The sequence below is a fragment of the Streptomyces hoynatensis genome, assembly GCF_003626535.1.
Classification (GTDB): Bacteria; Actinomycetota; Actinomycetes; order Streptomycetales; family Streptomycetaceae; genus Streptomyces; species Streptomyces hoynatensis.
Genome location: NZ_RBAL01000013.1, coordinates 148906 through 165107, shown reverse-complemented (window position 1 = coordinate 165107; position 16202 = coordinate 148906). Strand labels below are relative to the sequence as shown.

Here is a 16202-nt window from a genome sequence, read left to right as displayed (position 1 = left end):
TGTGATGTGCTGGGGCGCGGCACGGCCGCACGGAGGTGCAGGGAGGGGAAGTGAAGACGACGGCGCGACAGCCGGCCCGTCCGGCGACACGGGACGGCACGGAACGCATCCGCCGCTGGGAGTCGGGCACCCTCACGCACGCGGTGTCCGACCCGTTCGGCCAGGGCCCGCTGCCCTGGCTGCGGGGGGACGAGGGCAGCTTCTGCCGCAGCGATCACGCGGTGCCCTGGCACCCGTCCGGGCCGCGCATGGCCGACGACATCGGCTGCCAGATCAAGGGCTTCGTCACCGAGTCCGCGGTGGCCCCGGGCCGGCCCCTCGACTTCAGGGTCACGGTGAACCCGCCGCAGGAGTTCACCATCGACATCTACCGCATCGGCCACTTCGCGGGCGACGGCGCACAGTTGCTCCAGAGCAGCCCGAAACTCATGGGCATCAGGCAGCCGCCCCCCATGGTCGCCGGCCGCACCGTCTCCTGCCACCACTGGTGGCTCTCCTGGCGCTGGCAGGTGCCCCCCGACTGGCGCCCGGGGGCCCACGTGGCGGTGCTGACCACGGCCGACGGCGGCTTCCGCTCCCACATCCCGTTCACGATCAGGGACGACCGCCCGGCCGACCTGCTGCTCGTCCTGCCCGACCTGACCTGGCAGGCGTACAACCTCTTCCCCGAGGACGGCAGGCAGGGGGCCAGCCTGTACCACGCCTGGGACACCGGCGGCCGGCTGCTCGGCGAGTCCGGGGCAGCGGTCACCGTCTGCTTCGACCGCCCCTACGCGAACGCGGGCCTGCCCCTGCACGCCGGGCACGCCTACGACTTCATCCGCTGGGCCGAGCGCTACGGCTACGACCTGTCCTACGCCACCGCGCGGGACCTGCACGCGGGCCGGGTGCGCCCGGGCCGCTACCGCGGAATCGTCTTCTCCGGCCACGACGAGTACTGGTCCCTGCCCATGCGGGCCGCGGTGGAGCAGGCCCGCGACGAGGGCACCTCCCTGGTGTTCCTCTCGGCCAACACCATGTACTGGCAGGTCTCGCTCGGCCCCCTGCCCTCCGGCGACCCCGACCGCCTGCTCCACTGCCGCAAGCGCCAGGGCCCGGGCCGTTCCCTGCTCTGGCGCGACCAGGGCCGCCCGGAACAGCTGCTGCTCGGCATCCAGTACGTGGGCCGCGTCCCCCGCCCCCACCCGCTCGTCGTCCGCAACGCGCACCACTGGCTGTGGGAGGCGACCGGCGCCCGCGAGGGCGAGGAACTGCCGGGACTGGTCGCCGGGGAGGCCGACCGCTACCACCCGCGCACGCCGCTGCCCGAGTCGGCCGACCGGGTCCTGCTCGCCCACTCCCCCTACCGCGACGAGTCGGGGGTGCGCCGCCACCAGGAGACCTCCCTGTACCGGGCGCCGAGCGGCGCTTGGGTCTTCGCCTCGGGAACCTTCGCCTGGACCCCCGCCCTCGGCCGCCCTGGCCACACCGACGTCAGGATTCAGCGCGCCACCGCAAACCTGCTGGACCGCATCTGCAAACGGGACTGAGGCCGCGCCCCGCGCCGCTCCTGCCTGCCCGCCCGCACCCCCCGGAGGCCGCCTCCGGGGCTGCGGGAGAATGAGAGTGCGCGGTCACACAGTCCGCAGTCGCTGCCAGGAGGACCTGTGCCAGGATTCGTCGAGAAGCCAGAGCCCGTGCAGGTGCCGGGGCTTGTTCATCTGCACACCGGCAAGGTGCGCGACCTCTACCAGAACGAGGCGGGAGAGCTGGTCATGGTGGCCAGCGACCGGATCTCCACGTACGACTGGGTGCTCCCCACCGAGATTCCGGACAAAGGCAGGATTCTGACGAGGCTTTCGCTGTGGTGGTTCGACCAGCTCGCCGACCTGGTGCCCCACCACGTGATCTCCACCGAGGTGCCCGCGGGGGCGCCCGCCGACTGGGCGGGCCGGGTCACCGTGTGCCGCTCCCTGGAGATGATCCCGGTGGAGGCCGTCGCCCGCGGCTACCTGACCGGCTCGGGACTGCTGGAGTACGAGCGCGACCAGACCGTCTGCGGCCTCGCCCTGCCGCCCGGCCTCGTGGACGGCTCGGAGCTGCCGGCGCCGATCTTCACCCCGGCCACCAAGGCGGCGGTCGGCGACCACGACGAGAACGTGAGCTACGAGGAGGTCGCCCGCCAGGTCGGCGCGGACACCGCCGCCGAGCTGCGGCAGGCCACCCTCGCGATCTACGGCCGGGCCAGGGACATCGCCCGCTCCCGCGGCATCGTGCTGGCGGACACGAAGTTCGAGTTCGGCCGCCCCAGGCAGGAGGGGCCGGCCCCGCTGGTCCTGGCCGACGAGGTGCTCACGCCCGACTCCTCGCGGTTCTGGCGCCGGGACGAGTGGCAGCCGGGCCGCCCCCAGAAGTCGTACGACAAGCAGTACGTCCGCGACTGGCTGACCTCGCCGGCCTCCGGCTGGGACCGCACGGGCGACGCGCCGCCCCCGCCGCTGCCCGAGGAGATCGTGGCGCGGACCAGGGAGCGGTACACCGAGGCGTACCGGCTCCTGACCGGCAGCGCCTGGGACTGAGGCGCCCGTCACCCGAAGGGGTATTTCTGCCCCGCCCCGGCCCACTCCTCCGCGAGCCTGGGCCGGGGAATTTTTTGTGAAGCTTTACCGCGGCGGGCGGGAAACGACGGCGGGCCCCGGCCCGCGAACCGGCCGGCGCGGGGGCCGGCTTGCCGGCGCACGGCCGCCGGGCGACGCGCCCCGGCGGCCCGGAACCCCCGAGGGCCCCCGGGGCGGGAGGCCGGGCGCGCCCGAGGCCGGGGCGGCGCCCGAAGGCCGCGGCAGCCGGACGGCGGCCGGGGGCGGGGGCGGGGGAGCGGCGGGGCGCGGGCACGGCGCACACGGCGAAGGGGCCGATCCCCTGGGGGATCGGCCCCTTCGTGCCGAGCGGACGACGAGATTCGAACTCGCGACCCTCACCTTGGCAAGGTGATGCTCTACCAACTGAGCCACGTCCGCGTGGCGCCTACTGTACCCGATCCTGGGGATCGGTCCAGCGGCTGGAGCGGGTGACAGGAATCGCACACTGCGCCTCCCTCTTGGAAAGAGGGTGTTCTGCTACTGAACTACACCCGCGCGACCCGAGGGCTTCGGCCTTTCGGCCCTGCCCCGCGGCGCGCTCCAGACTCTAGCCGATCACCCGGGGTTCATGGCAAGTCGACTCAATGAGCGGGCGCGTGGGCCTCGTTGAACGCGTCGTAGACCTTCTTGGGGATGCGCCCGCGGGTCGGCACGCCGAAGCCGTTGGACTCCGCCCAGGCGCGCACCGCCTTCGGGTCGGGGGCGACGGCGGTGTGGTGGAAGGTCCGCCCGGACCTGGCCCGCTTGCGGCCCGCCTCCACGTAGGGGGCGAGCGCGGTCCGCAGCTTCTCCGCGTTGTGCGGGCTGAGGTCGATCTCGTAGGTCTTCCCGTCGAGGCCGAAGGCAACCGTTTCCGACGCTTCACCGCCGTCGATGTCGTCGGCGAGGGTGACCACTACACGCTGTGCCACGGATATCGGTCCTTTCGGGAGGGTCGCTACCGCGCGGGGCGGTGCCCGGCCGTCACCGCGGTTTCTGCGCTGCGGTGCTGTGCTCCCCTAGATCACCAGTATGGTTCTTTTATTTGTGCCCGTGCGCGGCCGGGTAATGCACGGATGGCGAATTACCGCGCTCCGCGCCGCTTCGCGAGCCATACCCGGACCCTACTTTTAGTTTCCCGTTTCCTGCAGGGGTTTCCGCCCTCGATACCTTAACGTGACCGAAGTTCGGAGTCGACCGTATCTACCCGAGTAGATCCGGGGGCCCGGTAGGCTGAGCGGTGCGTCAAGCACAACCCATCGCACGACCACCCGGGAGTACCAGTGGCTCGCGTCGTAGTCGACGTCATGCTCAAGCCGGAGATCCTCGACCCGCAGGGCCAGGCGGTGCAGCGCGCCCTGCCCCGGCTTGGTTTCGAGGGCGTGACCGACGTCCGTCAGGGCAAGCGCTTCGAGCTGGAGGTGGCGGGCCCGGTCGACGAGTCGGTGCTCGCCCGCGTCCGCGAGATGGCCGAGACCTTTCTCGCCAACACCGTCATCGAGGACTTCCACGTCCACGTCGAAGAAGAGGCGATCCGGTGACAACTCGTGTAGGAGTCGTCACATTTCCGGGTTCCCTCGACGACAGGGACGCGCAACGCGCGGTAAAACTGGCCGGCGCGGAGCCGGTGGCGCTCTGGCACGGGGATAAAGACCTGCGTCAGGTCGATGCCGTGATCCTGCCCGGCGGATTCTCCTACGGCGACTATCTCCGCGCCGGGGCGATCGCCCGTTTCTCCCCGGTCATGGAAACGATCATCGAGCAGGCCCGGTCTGGTTTGCCCGTTCTCGGCATCTGCAATGGCTTCCAGGTGCTCTGCGAATCCCACCTGCTGCCCGGCGCCCTCACCCGCAACGACCACCTCCACTTCGTCTGCCGCGACCAGCGGCTGCGGGTGGAGAACGCGGCGACCGCCTGGACGAGCGCCTACGCCGCCGGCCAGGAGATCACCATCCCGCTGAAGAACGGCGAGGGCGGCTACGTCGCCGACGCGCGCACGCTCGACGAGCTGGAGGCCGAGGGCCGGGTCGTCTTCCGCTACCTGGAGGTCAATCCGAACGGCTCCCGCCGCGACATCGCGGGCGTCACCAACGCGGCCGGCAACGTCGTCGGCCTCATGCCCCACCCCGAGCACGCCGTCGAGGAGCTCACCGGGCCGAGCACCGACGGCCTGGGGTTCTTCACGTCGGTCCTGAAGAAGCTGGTCTCGTGATGTCCACGTCACCCACCCGCCACCTCGACACCGTCAAGCACGCGGCAGGCAGCCCCGACGCCGCCCAGCCGTGGGCGGAACTCGGCCTGAAGCGCGAGGAGTACGATCGGATCAGGGAGGTGCTCGGCCGCCGCCCGACCGGGGCCGAGCTGGCGATGTACTCGGTCATGTGGTCCGAGCACTGCAGCTACAAGTCGAGCAAGGTGCACCTGCGGCAGTTCGGCGACAAGGCCCCGCACAGCGACGCGCTCCTGGTGGGCATCGGCGAGCAGGCCGGGGTCGTGGACGTGGGCCAGGGCTACGCGGTCACCTTCAAGATCGAGTCGCACAACCACCCCTCGTACGTCGAGCCCTACCAGGGGGCGGCCACCGGGGTCGGCGGCATCGTCCGGGACATCATCGCCATGGGCGCCCGCCCGATCGCCGTCCTCGACCCGCTGCGCTTCGGCGCCGCCGACCACCCCGACACCCGGCGGGTCCTGCCCGGCGTCGTGGCCGGCATCGGCGGCTACGGCAACTGCCTGGGCCTGCCCACCATCGGAGGCGAGGTCGTCTTCGACCCCTGCTACCAGGGGAACCCGCTGGTCAACGCGCTGTGCGTGGGCGTGATGCGGCACGAGGACATCCACCTCGCCAAGGCCTCAGGCGTCGGGAACAAGGTGATCCTCTACGGCGCCCGCACCGGCGGGGACGGCATCGGCGGCGCCTCGATCCTGGCCTCGGAGACCTTCGACGCGGCCAAGCCCTCCAAGCGGCCCGCGGTGCAGGTCGGCGACCCGTTCCAGGAGAAGCTGCTCATCGAGTGCACCCTGGAGGTCTTCGCCGAGGGGCTGGTCGTCGGCATCCAGGACCTCGGCGCGGCGGGCCTGTCCTGCGCCACCTCCGAGCTGGCCTCGGCCGGCTCGGGCGGCATGCGCGTGGACCTGGACCGCGTGCCGCTGCGCGACCCCTCGCTCTCCCCCGAGGAGATCCTCATGAGCGAGTCGCAGGAGCGGATGTGCGCGGTCGTCGAGCCGGGCAAGGTGGAGCGCTTCCTGGAGATCTGCGCCAAGTGGGACGTCATCGCCACCGTGATCGGCGAGGTCACCGACGGCGAGCGGCTGGAGATCTTCTGGCACGGCGAGCAGATCGTGGACGTGCCGCCGCGCACCGTGGCCCACGACGGCCCGGTCTACGAGCGCCCCTTCGCCCGCCCCGGCTGGCAGGACGAGCTGCAGGCCGACGACCCCGCGCGGCTGGCCAGGCCGTCCGGCGGCGCCGAGCTGCGCGCCCAGGTGCTGCGGCTGGCCGGCTCCCCCAACCAGGCGGCCAAGAGCTGGATCACCGACCAGTACGACCGCTACGTCCTGGGCAACACGGTGCTCGCGCAGCCCGAGGACGGCGCGGTGCTGCGGATCGACGAGGAGACCGGCCTCGGCATCGCCCTGGCGACCGACGGCAACGGCCGCTACGCGAAGCTCGACCCGTACGCGGGCGCGCAGCTGGCCCTCGTCGAGGCGTACCGCAACGTGGCGGCCACCGGGGCGCGCCCGCTCGCCGTCACCGACTGCCTCAACTTCGGCTCGCCCGAGGACCCCGCCGTGATGTGGCAGTTCGCCGAGGCCACCCGGGGCCTCGCGGACGCCTGCCGGGTGCTCGGCACCCCGGTCACCGGCGGCAACGTGTCGCTCTACAACCAGACCGGCGAGGCGGCCATCCACCCCACGCCCGTGGTGGGCGTCCTCGGGGTGCTCGACGACGTGGCGCGCCGCACCCCGATGGCCTTCCGCGAGGAGGGGCTGCTGCTGTACCTGCTGGGGGAGACCCGCGCGGAGTTCGGCGGCTCGGCCTGGGCCGACGTGGTGCACGGGCACCTGGGCGGGCTGCCGCCGCGGGTGGATCTGGAGCGGGAGCGGCTGCTGGCCGAGATCCTCGTCGCGGCCTCCCGCGACGGCATGATCGACGCCGCGCACGACCTGTCCGACGGCGGCCTGGTGCAGGCCGTGGCCGAGTCCTGCGTGCGCGGCGGGCGCGGGGCGCGGCTGGTGCCGCCGGACGGGCTCGACCCGTTCACGTTCCTCTTCTCCGAGTCCACGGCGCGGGCCGTGGTGGCGGTGCCGCGCAGCGAGGAGCTGCGGTTCACCGACATGTGCGCGGCGCGGAACCAGCCCGCGGCGCGCATCGGCGTCGTCGACGGGGACGCGCTCGAACTCCAGGGGCACTTCACGATTCCGCTCGCGGAGCTCAGGGAGACCCACGAGCGTACGCTCCCGGCCCTCTTCGGCTGAGCGCGCCGGAGCGCGGCGCCCGGGCCCACGCCCCGGCGCCGTGCCCCGGGGGTGCGCCGGGCGCCGCGCCCGGGGGTGCGCGCCCGTGGCGGGGGCCCGCGGCCGCCGGGCCCCGGCGGTCACGGCCGGCCGCCGGAGCCGGGGCGGGGCGCGCCGGCTCAGCGGCCGGGCCTGATCTCGTAGCGCGGGCCCTGGTCGGGGGTGTCGGCGCCCCTGAGCTCGGTCACCAGGCGGTGCTCGCTCACCAGGTCGTGCAGGATCGGGATGGTCCGGTCCACCGGCAGCTCGGCGGTCCGCGCGATCTCGGAGGCGAACACCGCCTCGCCGCCGTGCCGCCGCTCCGCCACGCCGATCGCCTCGAAGACGCGCGCGTGCTCCGGGCCGTACGCGGTGGGGCCGCGGTCCTGGTACATGCGCCCGGGCCCCGGCGGGGGCATCTCCGGTTGCTCGGCGCGTTCCGCCGTCGCCTCCACCGCCTGCTCGCGCTGCTTGCCCGGGTAGGGCGGCGGCTCCGGTCCCTGCGAGCCGCGCGTCACATGCGCGCGCTGCTTGGACGCGCCGGTGGTCGTGCGCCTGGCGCTCGGCAGTTCGCCGGCCTGCTCGGCCTCGCGGGCCGCCGCGCGCCGCTGTTCCTCGTTGCCCTCGACCTTCTTGCGGACCATGTCGTGCACCTCCTCAACGCCGGTGGTAGCCCGTCAGCGCGGCTCCGGCGAGCCGGTGGCCGTCCAGCGCCTCGTGCGCCTGGGCCGCGGAGACGCGGTCCGGCAGCTCGGAGGGCTCGGGCAGCGCGTACAGCACGAAGCGGTACCGGTGCGCCGGGTCGCCGGGCGGCGGGCTCGGTCCGTCCCAGCTCCGGTCGCCGAAGCCGTTGCGGTGGGCCGTGCCGCCGGGCGGGGTGTCCCCGGCCGCCACGCCGCGGCTCGCCGGGTCGATCCCGGTGACCAGCCAGTGCAGGAAGGTCCCGGAGGGCGCGTCCGGGTCCTCGCACATCAGGACCAGCTCACGGGTCCCCGCGGGCGGGTCGGACCAGGTCAGGGGCGGCGAGATGTTCTCGCCCTCCCTGGCGAACCGATGCGGGATCGGGGCCTGGTCCGCGAACGCGGTGCTCTGTAGTTCCATAGCAGCCATACCGGCGGGGTACCCGCCCCGCGCGGGGACATTCGAGCCGTTGTGTGCCGATTGCGGCGATTTCTTCCGTGGGTTCCTCCCGGCGCATCCGGCCGCGGGCCCGCGCCGCCGCACCCCCGTGCGCCTCCGGGTGTTCCCGCGTGCCTCCGGGCGGCTACCGGGCGCCGGAGATCGTCGTAAGCTCCGTCGTATGTCTGGTGCCGTCCGGCGCAAGCCCCGCGCCTACCATCCCGATCGGGTCCGCGCCGCGCTCCTCGCGCAGGTGGAATTCGTACGGCTTGGCGCGCACGAGCTCACTCCGGAGCAGCTGGCGCGGCCCTCGGGGCTGCCGGGCCGGGACGTCGGCGCGCTGCTCGCCCACCTCGCCGCCCAGATCGACGCCCTGCCCCGCTGCCTCGCGGAACCCGCGCCCCCGGTCACCCGCCCCGCGTCCGACCTCACCCGCTGGGTGCTCTCCTCCGCCGCCCACTCCGCCGAGACGGCCCAGGCCGCCGCGGGTCCCGGCGCCGGGGCCGACCACGCGGCCGCCATCGACGCCGCGGCCGAGGAACTCGACGCCGTGCTGGAGACCGGCGTCCGCGAGGACCTGCTGGTGCCGCACCCCACCGGCGCGATGCGCGCCCTGGACTTCACGGTCAGCCGCGTCGTCGAACTCACCGTCCACAGCGACGACCTGGCCCGGGCGACCGGGAGCGCGGTCCGCATCGACCGCGGCGCCCTCGCGATCACCGTCCGGGCGCTCGCCGACGCGCTCGCCGCGAAGGCGCCCGGCGCCTCGACCGAGGTCCGGGTGCCGCCCTTCGCCGCCGTCCAGTGCCTCGCCGGCCCCCGGCACACCCGCGGCACCCCGCCCAACGTCGTGGAGACCGACCCGGTCACCTGGCTGCGCCTGGCCACCGGACGCCTCGACTGGCAGGCCGCCACCGCCTCCGGGCGGCTGCGGGCCGGCGGGGAGCGGGCCGGGGCCCTCGCCGCGGAACTCCCCGTGCTCGCCTGACCGCGGCCGGGCACCGCACGGGCCGCTCCCGGGTCCCGTATGGGGCATCTCTCACCTTCCAGGGGTTCTCGGGGCCCAGGGCACCTGGCCTAGACTCAATGACGTGCGTGGTGACGGACGACTCAGCCACGACCTGGACCCCCGAGACCAGGGCCCGAAGGACGCGTGTGGCGTCTTCGGCGTCTGGGCCCCGGGCGAAGAGGTCGCCAAACTCACCTTCTTCGGCCTGTACGCGCTGCAACACCGGGGTCAGGAATCCGCGGGCATCGCGGTGAGCGACGGTTCCAAGATCCTGGTCTTCAAGGACATGGGCCTGGTCTCCCAGGTCTTCGACGAATCCTCCCTCGGCGCGCTGACCGGGCACATCGCCGTCGGTCACACCCGCTACTCGACGACCGGCGCCTCCACCTGGGAGAACGCCCAGCCCGTCTTCCGCGCCACCGGGCACGGCTCGCTCGCCCTGGGGCACAACGGCAACCTGGTGAACACCGCCGAGCTCGCCGAGCTCGCCGCCGCCCTCCCCGCCGGCCGCGGCCCCAGGCACCGGGTCGCCGCCACCAACGACACCGACCTGGTCACCGTCCTGCTCGCCGGGCAGACCGACGCGGAGACGGGCAGGCCGCTGACCGTCGAGGAGGCGGCCCCGCGGGTCCTCCCGCAGATCAAGGGCGCCTACACCTTCGTCTTCATGGACGAAAACACCCTCTACGCGGCCCGCGACCCGCACGGCATCAGGCCCCTCGTCCTCGGCCGCCTGGAGCGCGGCTGGGTGGTGGCCTCGGAGACCTCCGCCCTCGACATCGTCGGCGCCTCCGTGGTCCGCGAGGTCGAGCCGGGCGAGCTGATCGCCGTGGACGAGGGCGGCCTCAGGTCCACCAGATTCGCGGAAGCGAAGCCCCGCGGCTGCGCCTTCGAGTACGTCTACCTGGCCCGTCCCGACACGGACATCGCGGGCCGCAACGTCTACCTCTCCCGCGTCGAGATGGGCCGCAGGCTCGCCGCCGAGGCCCCCGCAGAGGCCGACCTCGTCATAGCCACCCCGGAGTCGGGCACCCCGGCGGCCGTGGGCTACGCCGAGGCAAGCGGCATCCCCTACGGCTCGGGCCTGGTGAAGAACTCCTACGTGGGCAGGACCTTCATCCAGCCGAGCCAGACCATCAGGCAGCTGGGCATCCGCCTCAAGCTGAACCCCCTGAAGGAGGTGATCCGCGGCAAGCGCCTGGTGGTCGTCGACGACTCCATCGTCCGGGGCAACACCCAGCGCGCCCTGGTCCGCATGCTCCGCGAGGCCGGCGCGGCCGAGGTCCACGTGCGGATCAGCTCCCCGCCGATCAAGTGGCCCTGCTTCCTCGGCATCGACTTCGCCACCCGCGCCGAGCTGATCGCCAACGGCCTCTCCGTCGAGGAGATCGGCACCTCGCTCGGGGCCGACTCCCTCGCCTACATCTCCCTCGACGGCATGATCGAGGCGACCACCATCCCCAAGGCCAACCTGTGCCGCGCGTGCTTCGACGGCGACTACCCGATCGAGCTGCCCGACCCGGCACTCCTGGGCAAGGACGTCCTCGAACAGCGCGACGGCCACCCCCTGCCCCTGCTGACGGGGCCCGGCGCGGCCGACGCGCTGCGGCGCCCCTGAGCGCGCCCGCCCGGCGCGGCCCAAGGGGGCGCGCCGGGGCGCACGGCGCACAACGGGACATCCCAGGGGATGCCAGGCCCCGACCACGAGCGAGAAGGAACCGATGACCGAGAACGCCTCCGGTCCGTCCGGCGTGAGCTACGCCGCGGCCGGCGTCGACATCGAGGCCGGCGAGACGGCCGTCGAGCTGATGCGGAAATGGGTGGCCAAGGCCCAGCGGCCGGAGAGCGTCGGCGGCCTGGGCGGCTTCGCCGGCCTGTTCGACGCCACCGCCCTCACCCGCTACCGGCGTCCGCTGCTCGCCTCGGCCACCGACGGCGTCGGCACCAAGGTGGCCATCGCCCAGCGGATGGACCGGCACGACACCATCGGCCGGGACCTGGTCGCCATGGTCGTGGACGACCTGGTGGTCTGCGGGGCCGAGCCCCTCTTCATGACCGACTACATCTGCGTGGGCAAGGTGCACCCGGAGCGGGTCGCCTCCCTCGTCAAGGGCATCGCCGAGGGCTGCGTGCTGGCCGGCTGCGCGCTGGTCGGCGGCGAGACCGCGGAGCACCCCGGGCTGCTCGGTCCCGAGGAGTACGACGTGGCCGGCGCCGGCACCGGCGTGGTGGAGGCGGACGAGGTGCTGGGCGCGGAGCGGGTCCGCGCGGGCGACGCGGTGCTCGCGCTCGCCTCCTCAGGACTGCACTCCAACGGGTACTCGCTGGTCAGGCACGTCTTCTTCGACCTGGCCGGCTGGTCGACCGAGCGGCACGTCGCCGAGCTCGGCCGGACGCTCGGCGAGGAGCTGCTGGAGCCGACCAGGATCTACTCCCTGGACTGCCTCGCGCTCGCCAGGGCCACCGAGGTCCACGCCTTCGCGCACGTCACCGGGGGCGGGCTGGCCGCCAATCTCGCCCGGGTCGTCCCGGCCGGGCTCGGCGCCAGGCTCGACCGCGGGACCTGGCGCCCCGCCCCGATCTTCGGCCTGGTCGCGGAGGCGGGGCAGGTGGCGCGGGACGAGCTCGAACGCACGCTCAACATGGGCGTCGGGATGGTGGCCGTCGTCCCGCCGGGCGCGGTGGACACGGCCCTGGCCACGCTGGCGGAGCGCGGCGTCCCGGCCTGGGTCGTGGGAGAGATCACCGCTTCGGACGAAGGGCCCGCGGCGACGCTGACCGGCGACTACGCCGGGTGAGGCAGCCGCGGCACGGGGCGAGGGACGGGCGAGTGCGGGCGAGGCCGGAGCGGGTGCCGGGGATCACGGCAGCCGCGGGGCGCCACGGCGGCCGGGCCGCCGAAGACAACACTGAACCCGGTCCGGCGGGCCGGACCGGGAACAGGTATGCGCGTTGTCGGTGGTGGTCAGAGACGCGTGTCAGGCACGGCGACGTTTCGCGGAGGCATCGGGCGACGCCTCGTCCTCGTCGTCCTCTTCCTCGTCGCTGTACATCTCCGCGTACCGCGTGTACAGGTCGTCGTCCAGCTCTTCGTCGTCCTCGAACCGGTCGCTCGACGCCCGGTCCGGCGTGGTTGATGCACCCAGCTCTTCGGCCAGACGGGAGAGGTCCGTCCGGCCGCTGTTGTACTTCAGCTGGCGGGCGACCTTCGTCTGCTTGGCCTTGGCCCGGCCGCGCCCCATTGGCTCGACCCCCTCAACGACGGGGCGCAACGGCCCCGGAGTGTTGACATCCGTTCATGATTGAGAGCGGGCCCTCGGACGAGCGCCCGGTCCATCGGCCTTCAACCGTACCTGCTTCCGCGGGCCTACGGTACGCCGTCCGCAGGACCGGGGTCGCGGGTGCGACGACCGATGACCTTCTCTTTGCTGGTCAGCGGCGATTTTACCTTCTTTCTCGGCGCAACACGGCCGAGGGGGTGACATGTCTTACGCAAATGGCCGATCAGCGGCCCGCGGCCTGCGCCATCCGGTGCTCGGCCACCCGGTCCGCGGCAACGGCCGGGGGTACGCCCTCCGTCTGGGCCCGGTCGAAGATCTCCAGCGTCGTGTCGAAGATCTTCTCCACCTTTGCCTTTGCGCGAGCGAAGTCGAAACCGTTCAGCTCGTCGGCCACCTGGACCACCCCGCCCGAGTTCACCAGGTAGTCGGGGGCGTACAGCACCCCCCGGTCGGCCAGGTCCTTCTCCACCCCCGGGTGGGCGAGCTGGTTGTTGGCGGCGCCGCAGACCACGCGGGCGGTGAGGCGGGAGACCGTGGCGTCGTCCAGGGCCCCGCCGAGCGCGCAGGGCGAGTAGATGTCGAGGCCCTCGGTGGCGAGCAGCGCATCGGTGTCCGCCACCGCGCGCACCGGCGCGCCCGGGTGCGCGTCCAGCACCTCGCGCACCGCCTGCTCCCTGACATCCGTGATCACCACCCGGGCCCCCGCCTCGACCAGGTGCCCGACCAGCAGGTGCCCGACCTTGCCGACCCCGGCCACCCCGACCGTGCGGCCGTCCAGGGCGGGCGAGCCCCACAGGTGCTCGGCGCAGGCGCGCATGCCCTGGAAGACGCCGAAGGCGGTGAGCACGGAGGAGTCGCCGGCGCCGCCCTGCTCGGGCGACCTGCCGGTGGTCCACTGGCAGGTCCTCGCGACCACGTCCATGTCCCGGACGTAGGTGCCGACGTCACAGGCGGTGATGTAGCGGCCGCCGAGCGCGGCGACGCAGCGGCCGTAGGCGAGCAGCAGCTCCTCGGTCTTCAGGCGCTCGGGGTCCCCGATGATCACGGCCTTGCCGCCGCCGTGCGGCAGGCCGGCGAGCGCGTTCTTGTAGCTCATGCCCCGGGCGAGGTTGAGCGCGTCGCGCAGCGCGGCCTCCGCCGGGTCGGCCGCGTCCGCGTAGGCGTGGAATCGGGTGCCGCCCAGGGCGGGGCCGAGGGCGGTGGAGTGGATGGCGATCACGGCCTTGAGGCCGGTGGGCCGGTCCTGGCACAGCACGACCTGCTCGTGGCCCCCCAGGTCGGAGTGGAAGAGCGTGTCCAGGACGCCGGCTTCCGCGGGGCCGTCGACGGTGACGGCGGGACGTACGTCGGTCACGGTGGTGACTCCTGCATGTCGGAGCGGATGCCCTCCCTTCGGGTCGGGGGGGCGTTGATGAGATGAGCCTACGGCGACCTTAGGCCGCGGGGTGCCGTGGTTTCCCCAGACTGACACGATCGTGGGGTGGAGGGAGACGGTCGCGGGGGCGGAGCGCGCGCCCGCGGGCGAGACGCGAAGCGCGAGCATGACGGGCGAACAGAACAGGAGGGTGGCGGCGTGCCGAAGGTTCCGTACGCGGCGTATCTGAGGGTTTACGAGCCGCTGGCGGCCTTTCCCGAGCCGGAACGGGTGCGCTGGGCCGAGTACGCCAGGCGGGAGCGGCTGCCCACGGCGCAGGACGAACTGGCCTTCGCGATGGCGGGTCTCGCGGCCTGGCCGCCGCGGGTGGCGCCGGCGCGCGAGAGCACGGACGCGTTCGTGACGACGGTGGACGGCGTGCTGTGCGTGTGCCCGTGGCAGACCCGGCTGCGCTCCTGGCAGGCGCTGGGCGAGGTGGGGCACTGGCTGATGCCGCAGCCGGTGCTCGACGCGGCCCTGCCGCCCGGGGTGCGCCGGCGGGCCGCGGCCGACTACGACCGGTGGCGGGAGCGGAACCCGGACGCGCGGCCGTGGATCAGGTCGGCCCTGTGGCACGTGCCGGTGCGGTGGTTCGCGCTGTTCGCCGACGAGGAGCGGGTCTTCCGCAAGGCGGGGGAGCACCAGGGGGACCCGGCCGCGCCCTCGCTGACGTACCGGACGCCGATGGTGCAGGCGCGGCGCCGGCTGGCGCGGGGACTGCGCACGGTGCGGAAGTCGATGGTGCAGGGGCCGTTGGCGGAGGCGCTCACCGACATCGGGCGCTGGCTGGAGGAGTTCCACCCGCGGTCCCTGGTCGAACTGGACTACGGCGGACTGGTCTATACGATCTCCGAGGACCAGTTGGCGGCCGACCGCTCGGCCGCGGACGTGACCGCGGGGCTTGCCGCGCTCGCCGCCGGTGACCTGGAACGGGCCGGGCGGCTCTACGAGGAGCTGACCGACCGCTGGATGACCGTGCGCGAGCGGCAGTTCGCCAACTGACCGTGGGACCGGCGGCGGGACCAAGGTCCATGGCGCAAGGGACTAAAGCCCCAAGCGTGATGGATTGCACTGTAAGGAACTCTTGCCTTCAAGTAGTCTCCTCGTGTCAAAATAGGACAAGGAGCTCGGAAGGGTTCCTTCTCTCCGCTCGTCGATGGGGCGAAGGGTGGATAGATCGGTATTGCGCTCCTTGGCGGGGCTGATGGCGAGTCATCACGGAGTGACTGATTGTCACGGTCGAGTGACTGTCCGTTATGACACGGTCCGTTCGGCTTCCGTCGAGGTTGAACACCTGAGAGGGCAATTCCATCGGTTTGGCCGACCCGGCTGGACGGATGGTGTAGTTGTAGTGCCGAGGACAAGCCGTTCGTCCTATAACCGACTCGACCCGCCTCTGTCATTTCGGGCAAGGTGGGTCAAGGTGCAGAATTTAGAGGAAAGAACCGTGATGGTTCGGTTCTCCCGAGGAGGCCGCCCATGACCGCTCGCACCCCTGATGCCGAGCCGCTGCTGACCCCGGCTGAGGTTGCCACCATGTTCCGCGTCGACCCGAAAACGGTCACACGCTGGGCAAAGGCGGGCAAGCTCACGTCTATCCGCACGCTCGGTGGGCACCGCCGCTACCGCGAGGCGGAGGTGCGCGCACTGCTCGCGGGCATCCCGCAGCAGCGTGGCGAGGCCTGAGCAACACAGCACACCCCAGGCTCCGGGGCCCCCACCCCGGCCGGCTTGGCCCCGATCGCGTCGGACTCCGCCGAGTCCGACGCGATCTTTTTGCGTCGCGTGCGGAGTTTCCGCGGGGGCTTGGTGGTGTCCCGTGGGGACATCCGAGGGCCGTGCAATTGCACATATTAAATTGACGCGTGTCTCTACGGGGTCGAACGAGCTCAGCCCGCAACCGAGTTCCGTGACTCCCGTCACACCCTTCGTGTCTTGCCGAGCCTGTTGATCTTGCGGTAGTGCGGGCCCGGTCCCCGTGGCTCCCCGGCTTCCCCCTCGTTCTCCCGCGCCACCTCCCCCTGCCTTCCCGCGCCTTCCCCCGCCCTCTGTCGGTCTTCCCCCTGTCTTACCGCCGTGCCCTGTGCTCTCCCGGACTTCCCCGGCTTCTCCCCGGAATGCCCCCACACAAGAAACCCGGACCCCCGTGTGGGGGTCCGGGCCGGCGACTCTGCTGACGTGGCATCTCGGATCGAGCGGTCCTGACGGGATTTGAACCCGCGGCCTCCACCTTGACAGGGTGGCGAGCACTCCAAACTGCTCCACAGGACCAGGCTGCGAGCGTG

The 16202-nt window shown here is 72.6% G+C and carries 15 protein-coding genes and 3 tRNA genes; 10 read left to right on the top strand and 8 right to left on the bottom strand.

Going from position 1 to position 16202, the window contains the following annotated elements; all coding sequences use genetic code 11:
- Positions 1-50 precede the first annotated feature (50 nt).
- On the top strand, positions 51-1529 hold the full coding sequence (locus D7294_RS21425) for a N,N-dimethylformamidase beta subunit family domain-containing protein (RefSeq protein WP_120682224.1): 1479 nt from the start codon (positions 51-53) through the stop codon (positions 1527-1529).
- A gap of 117 nt (positions 1530-1646) precedes the next feature.
- Positions 1647-2558 (top strand): phosphoribosylaminoimidazolesuccinocarboxamide synthase, encoded by a 912-nt coding sequence (locus D7294_RS21420; RefSeq protein WP_120682222.1) that lies wholly within the window; start codon positions 1647-1649, stop codon positions 2556-2558.
- Positions 2559-2923: 365 nt separating this feature from the next.
- On the opposite strand, the gene D7294_RS21415 is transcribed toward D7294_RS21420, so the two are convergent.
- From D7294_RS21415 to D7294_RS21405, 3 genes are all read right to left on the bottom strand, one after another.
- A tRNA-Gly gene (locus D7294_RS21415) sits at positions 2924-2996 on the bottom strand.
- Between the two features lie 42 nt (positions 2997-3038).
- A tRNA-Gly gene (locus D7294_RS21410) sits at positions 3039-3113 on the bottom strand.
- Positions 3114-3199: 86 nt separating this feature from the next.
- A complete protein-coding gene (locus D7294_RS21405) occupies positions 3200-3529 on the bottom strand; it encodes a histone-like nucleoid-structuring protein Lsr2 (RefSeq protein WP_120682220.1) in 330 nt (109 codons plus the stop codon).
- Between the two features lie 351 nt (positions 3530-3880).
- Between D7294_RS21405 and purS the strand changes: the two genes are divergently transcribed.
- Genes purS through purL form a run of 3 tightly spaced genes read left to right on the top strand, consistent with a single transcriptional unit; the run spans position 3881 to position 7076 of the window.
- Positions 3881-4138 carry a phosphoribosylformylglycinamidine synthase subunit PurS gene (gene purS, locus D7294_RS21400; protein ID WP_120682218.1) on the top strand — a complete coding sequence of 86 codons (258 nt, stop codon included), beginning with the start codon at positions 3881-3883 and terminating at the stop codon, positions 4136-4138.
- Entirely contained in the window at positions 4135-4809 is a 675-nt protein-coding gene (gene purQ, locus D7294_RS21395) for a phosphoribosylformylglycinamidine synthase subunit PurQ (RefSeq protein ID WP_120682216.1), read from the top strand. Before purS ends, purQ begins: the two co-directional genes overlap by 4 nt.
- Positions 4809-7076 (top strand): phosphoribosylformylglycinamidine synthase subunit PurL, encoded by a 2268-nt coding sequence (gene purL, locus D7294_RS21390; RefSeq protein ID WP_120682215.1) that lies wholly within the window; start codon positions 4809-4811, stop codon positions 7074-7076. The genes purQ and purL overlap by 1 nt, the downstream gene beginning before the upstream one ends.
- A gap of 158 nt (positions 7077-7234) precedes the next feature.
- Here the strand turns inward: purL and D7294_RS21385 are convergent, their stop codons facing one another.
- Positions 7235-7738: a hypothetical protein gene (locus D7294_RS21385; protein WP_120682213.1), complete on the bottom strand. Its 504-nt coding sequence runs from the start codon at positions 7736-7738 to the stop codon at positions 7235-7237.
- Between the two features lie 13 nt (positions 7739-7751).
- Positions 7752-8204 (bottom strand): YbhB/YbcL family Raf kinase inhibitor-like protein, encoded by a 453-nt coding sequence (locus tag D7294_RS21380; protein WP_120682211.1) that lies wholly within the window; start codon positions 8202-8204, stop codon positions 7752-7754.
- A gap of 190 nt (positions 8205-8394) precedes the next feature.
- Between D7294_RS21380 and D7294_RS21375 the strand changes: the two genes are divergently transcribed.
- From D7294_RS21375 to purM, 3 genes are all read left to right on the top strand, one after another.
- Positions 8395-9201 carry a sterol carrier family protein gene (locus D7294_RS21375; RefSeq protein ID WP_120682209.1) on the top strand — a complete coding sequence of 269 codons (807 nt, stop codon included), beginning with the start codon at positions 8395-8397 and terminating at the stop codon, positions 9199-9201.
- 103 nt (positions 9202-9304) lie between these two features.
- The gene (purF, locus tag D7294_RS21370) at positions 9305-10840 is read left to right on the top strand and encodes an amidophosphoribosyltransferase (protein WP_120682207.1); all 1536 of its coding nucleotides are present in this window, start codon (positions 9305-9307) and stop codon (positions 10838-10840) included.
- 103 nt (positions 10841-10943) lie between these two features.
- Positions 10944-12020, top strand: coding sequence for a phosphoribosylformylglycinamidine cyclo-ligase (gene purM, locus D7294_RS21365; RefSeq protein WP_120682205.1), 1077 nt, complete (start codon positions 10944-10946; stop codon positions 12018-12020).
- 180 nt (positions 12021-12200) lie between these two features.
- On the opposite strand, the gene D7294_RS21360 is transcribed toward purM, so the two are convergent.
- Positions 12201-12464 carry a DUF3073 domain-containing protein gene (locus D7294_RS21360; protein WP_120682276.1) on the bottom strand — a complete coding sequence of 88 codons (264 nt, stop codon included), beginning with the start codon at positions 12462-12464 and terminating at the stop codon, positions 12201-12203.
- A gap of 262 nt (positions 12465-12726) precedes the next feature.
- Positions 12727-13857, bottom strand: a complete 1131-nt coding sequence (locus D7294_RS21355; protein WP_120682203.1) for a Leu/Phe/Val dehydrogenase — start codon at positions 13855-13857, stop codon at positions 12727-12729.
- A gap of 219 nt (positions 13858-14076) precedes the next feature.
- Here D7294_RS21355 and D7294_RS21350 point away from each other — a divergent pair, with 219 nt between their 5' ends.
- Positions 14077-14919: a DUF8083 family protein gene (locus D7294_RS21350; protein ID WP_120682201.1), complete on the top strand. Its 843-nt coding sequence runs from the start codon at positions 14077-14079 to the stop codon at positions 14917-14919.
- 477 nt (positions 14920-15396) lie between these two features.
- On the top strand, positions 15397-15603 hold the full coding sequence (gene bldC / locus D7294_RS21345; protein WP_019431930.1) for a developmental transcriptional regulator BldC: 207 nt from the start codon (positions 15397-15399) through the stop codon (positions 15601-15603).
- A gap of 510 nt (positions 15604-16113) precedes the next feature.
- Here the strand turns inward: bldC and D7294_RS21340 are convergent.
- A tRNA-Asp gene (locus tag D7294_RS21340) sits at positions 16114-16188 on the bottom strand.
- Positions 16189-16202: the final 14 nt, after the last annotated feature.

Excerpts from the sequence above, each read along its gene's own strand:
- D7294_RS21385 (WP_120682213.1), bottom strand. The coding sequence starts at position 7,738 with ATGGTCCGCAAGAAGGTCGAGGGCAACGAGGAACAGCGGCGCGCGGCG.
- D7294_RS21360 (WP_120682276.1), bottom strand. The coding sequence starts at position 12,464 with ATGGGGCGCGGCCGGGCCAAGGCCAAGCAGACGAAGGTCGCCCGCCAG.
- D7294_RS21375 (WP_120682209.1), top strand. The coding sequence starts at position 8,395 with ATGTCTGGTGCCGTCCGGCGCAAGCCCCGCGCCTACCATCCCGATCGG.
- purL (WP_120682215.1), top strand. The coding sequence starts at position 4,809 with ATGTCCACGTCACCCACCCGCCACCTCGACACCGTCAAGCACGCGGCA.
- purM (WP_120682205.1), top strand. The coding sequence starts at position 10,944 with ATGACCGAGAACGCCTCCGGTCCGTCCGGCGTGAGCTACGCCGCGGCC.
- bldC (WP_019431930.1), top strand. The coding sequence starts at position 15,397 with ATGACCGCTCGCACCCCTGATGCCGAGCCGCTGCTGACCCCGGCTGAG.
- D7294_RS21380 (WP_120682211.1), bottom strand. The coding sequence starts at position 8,204 with ATGGCTGCTATGGAACTACAGAGCACCGCGTTCGCGGACCAGGCCCCG.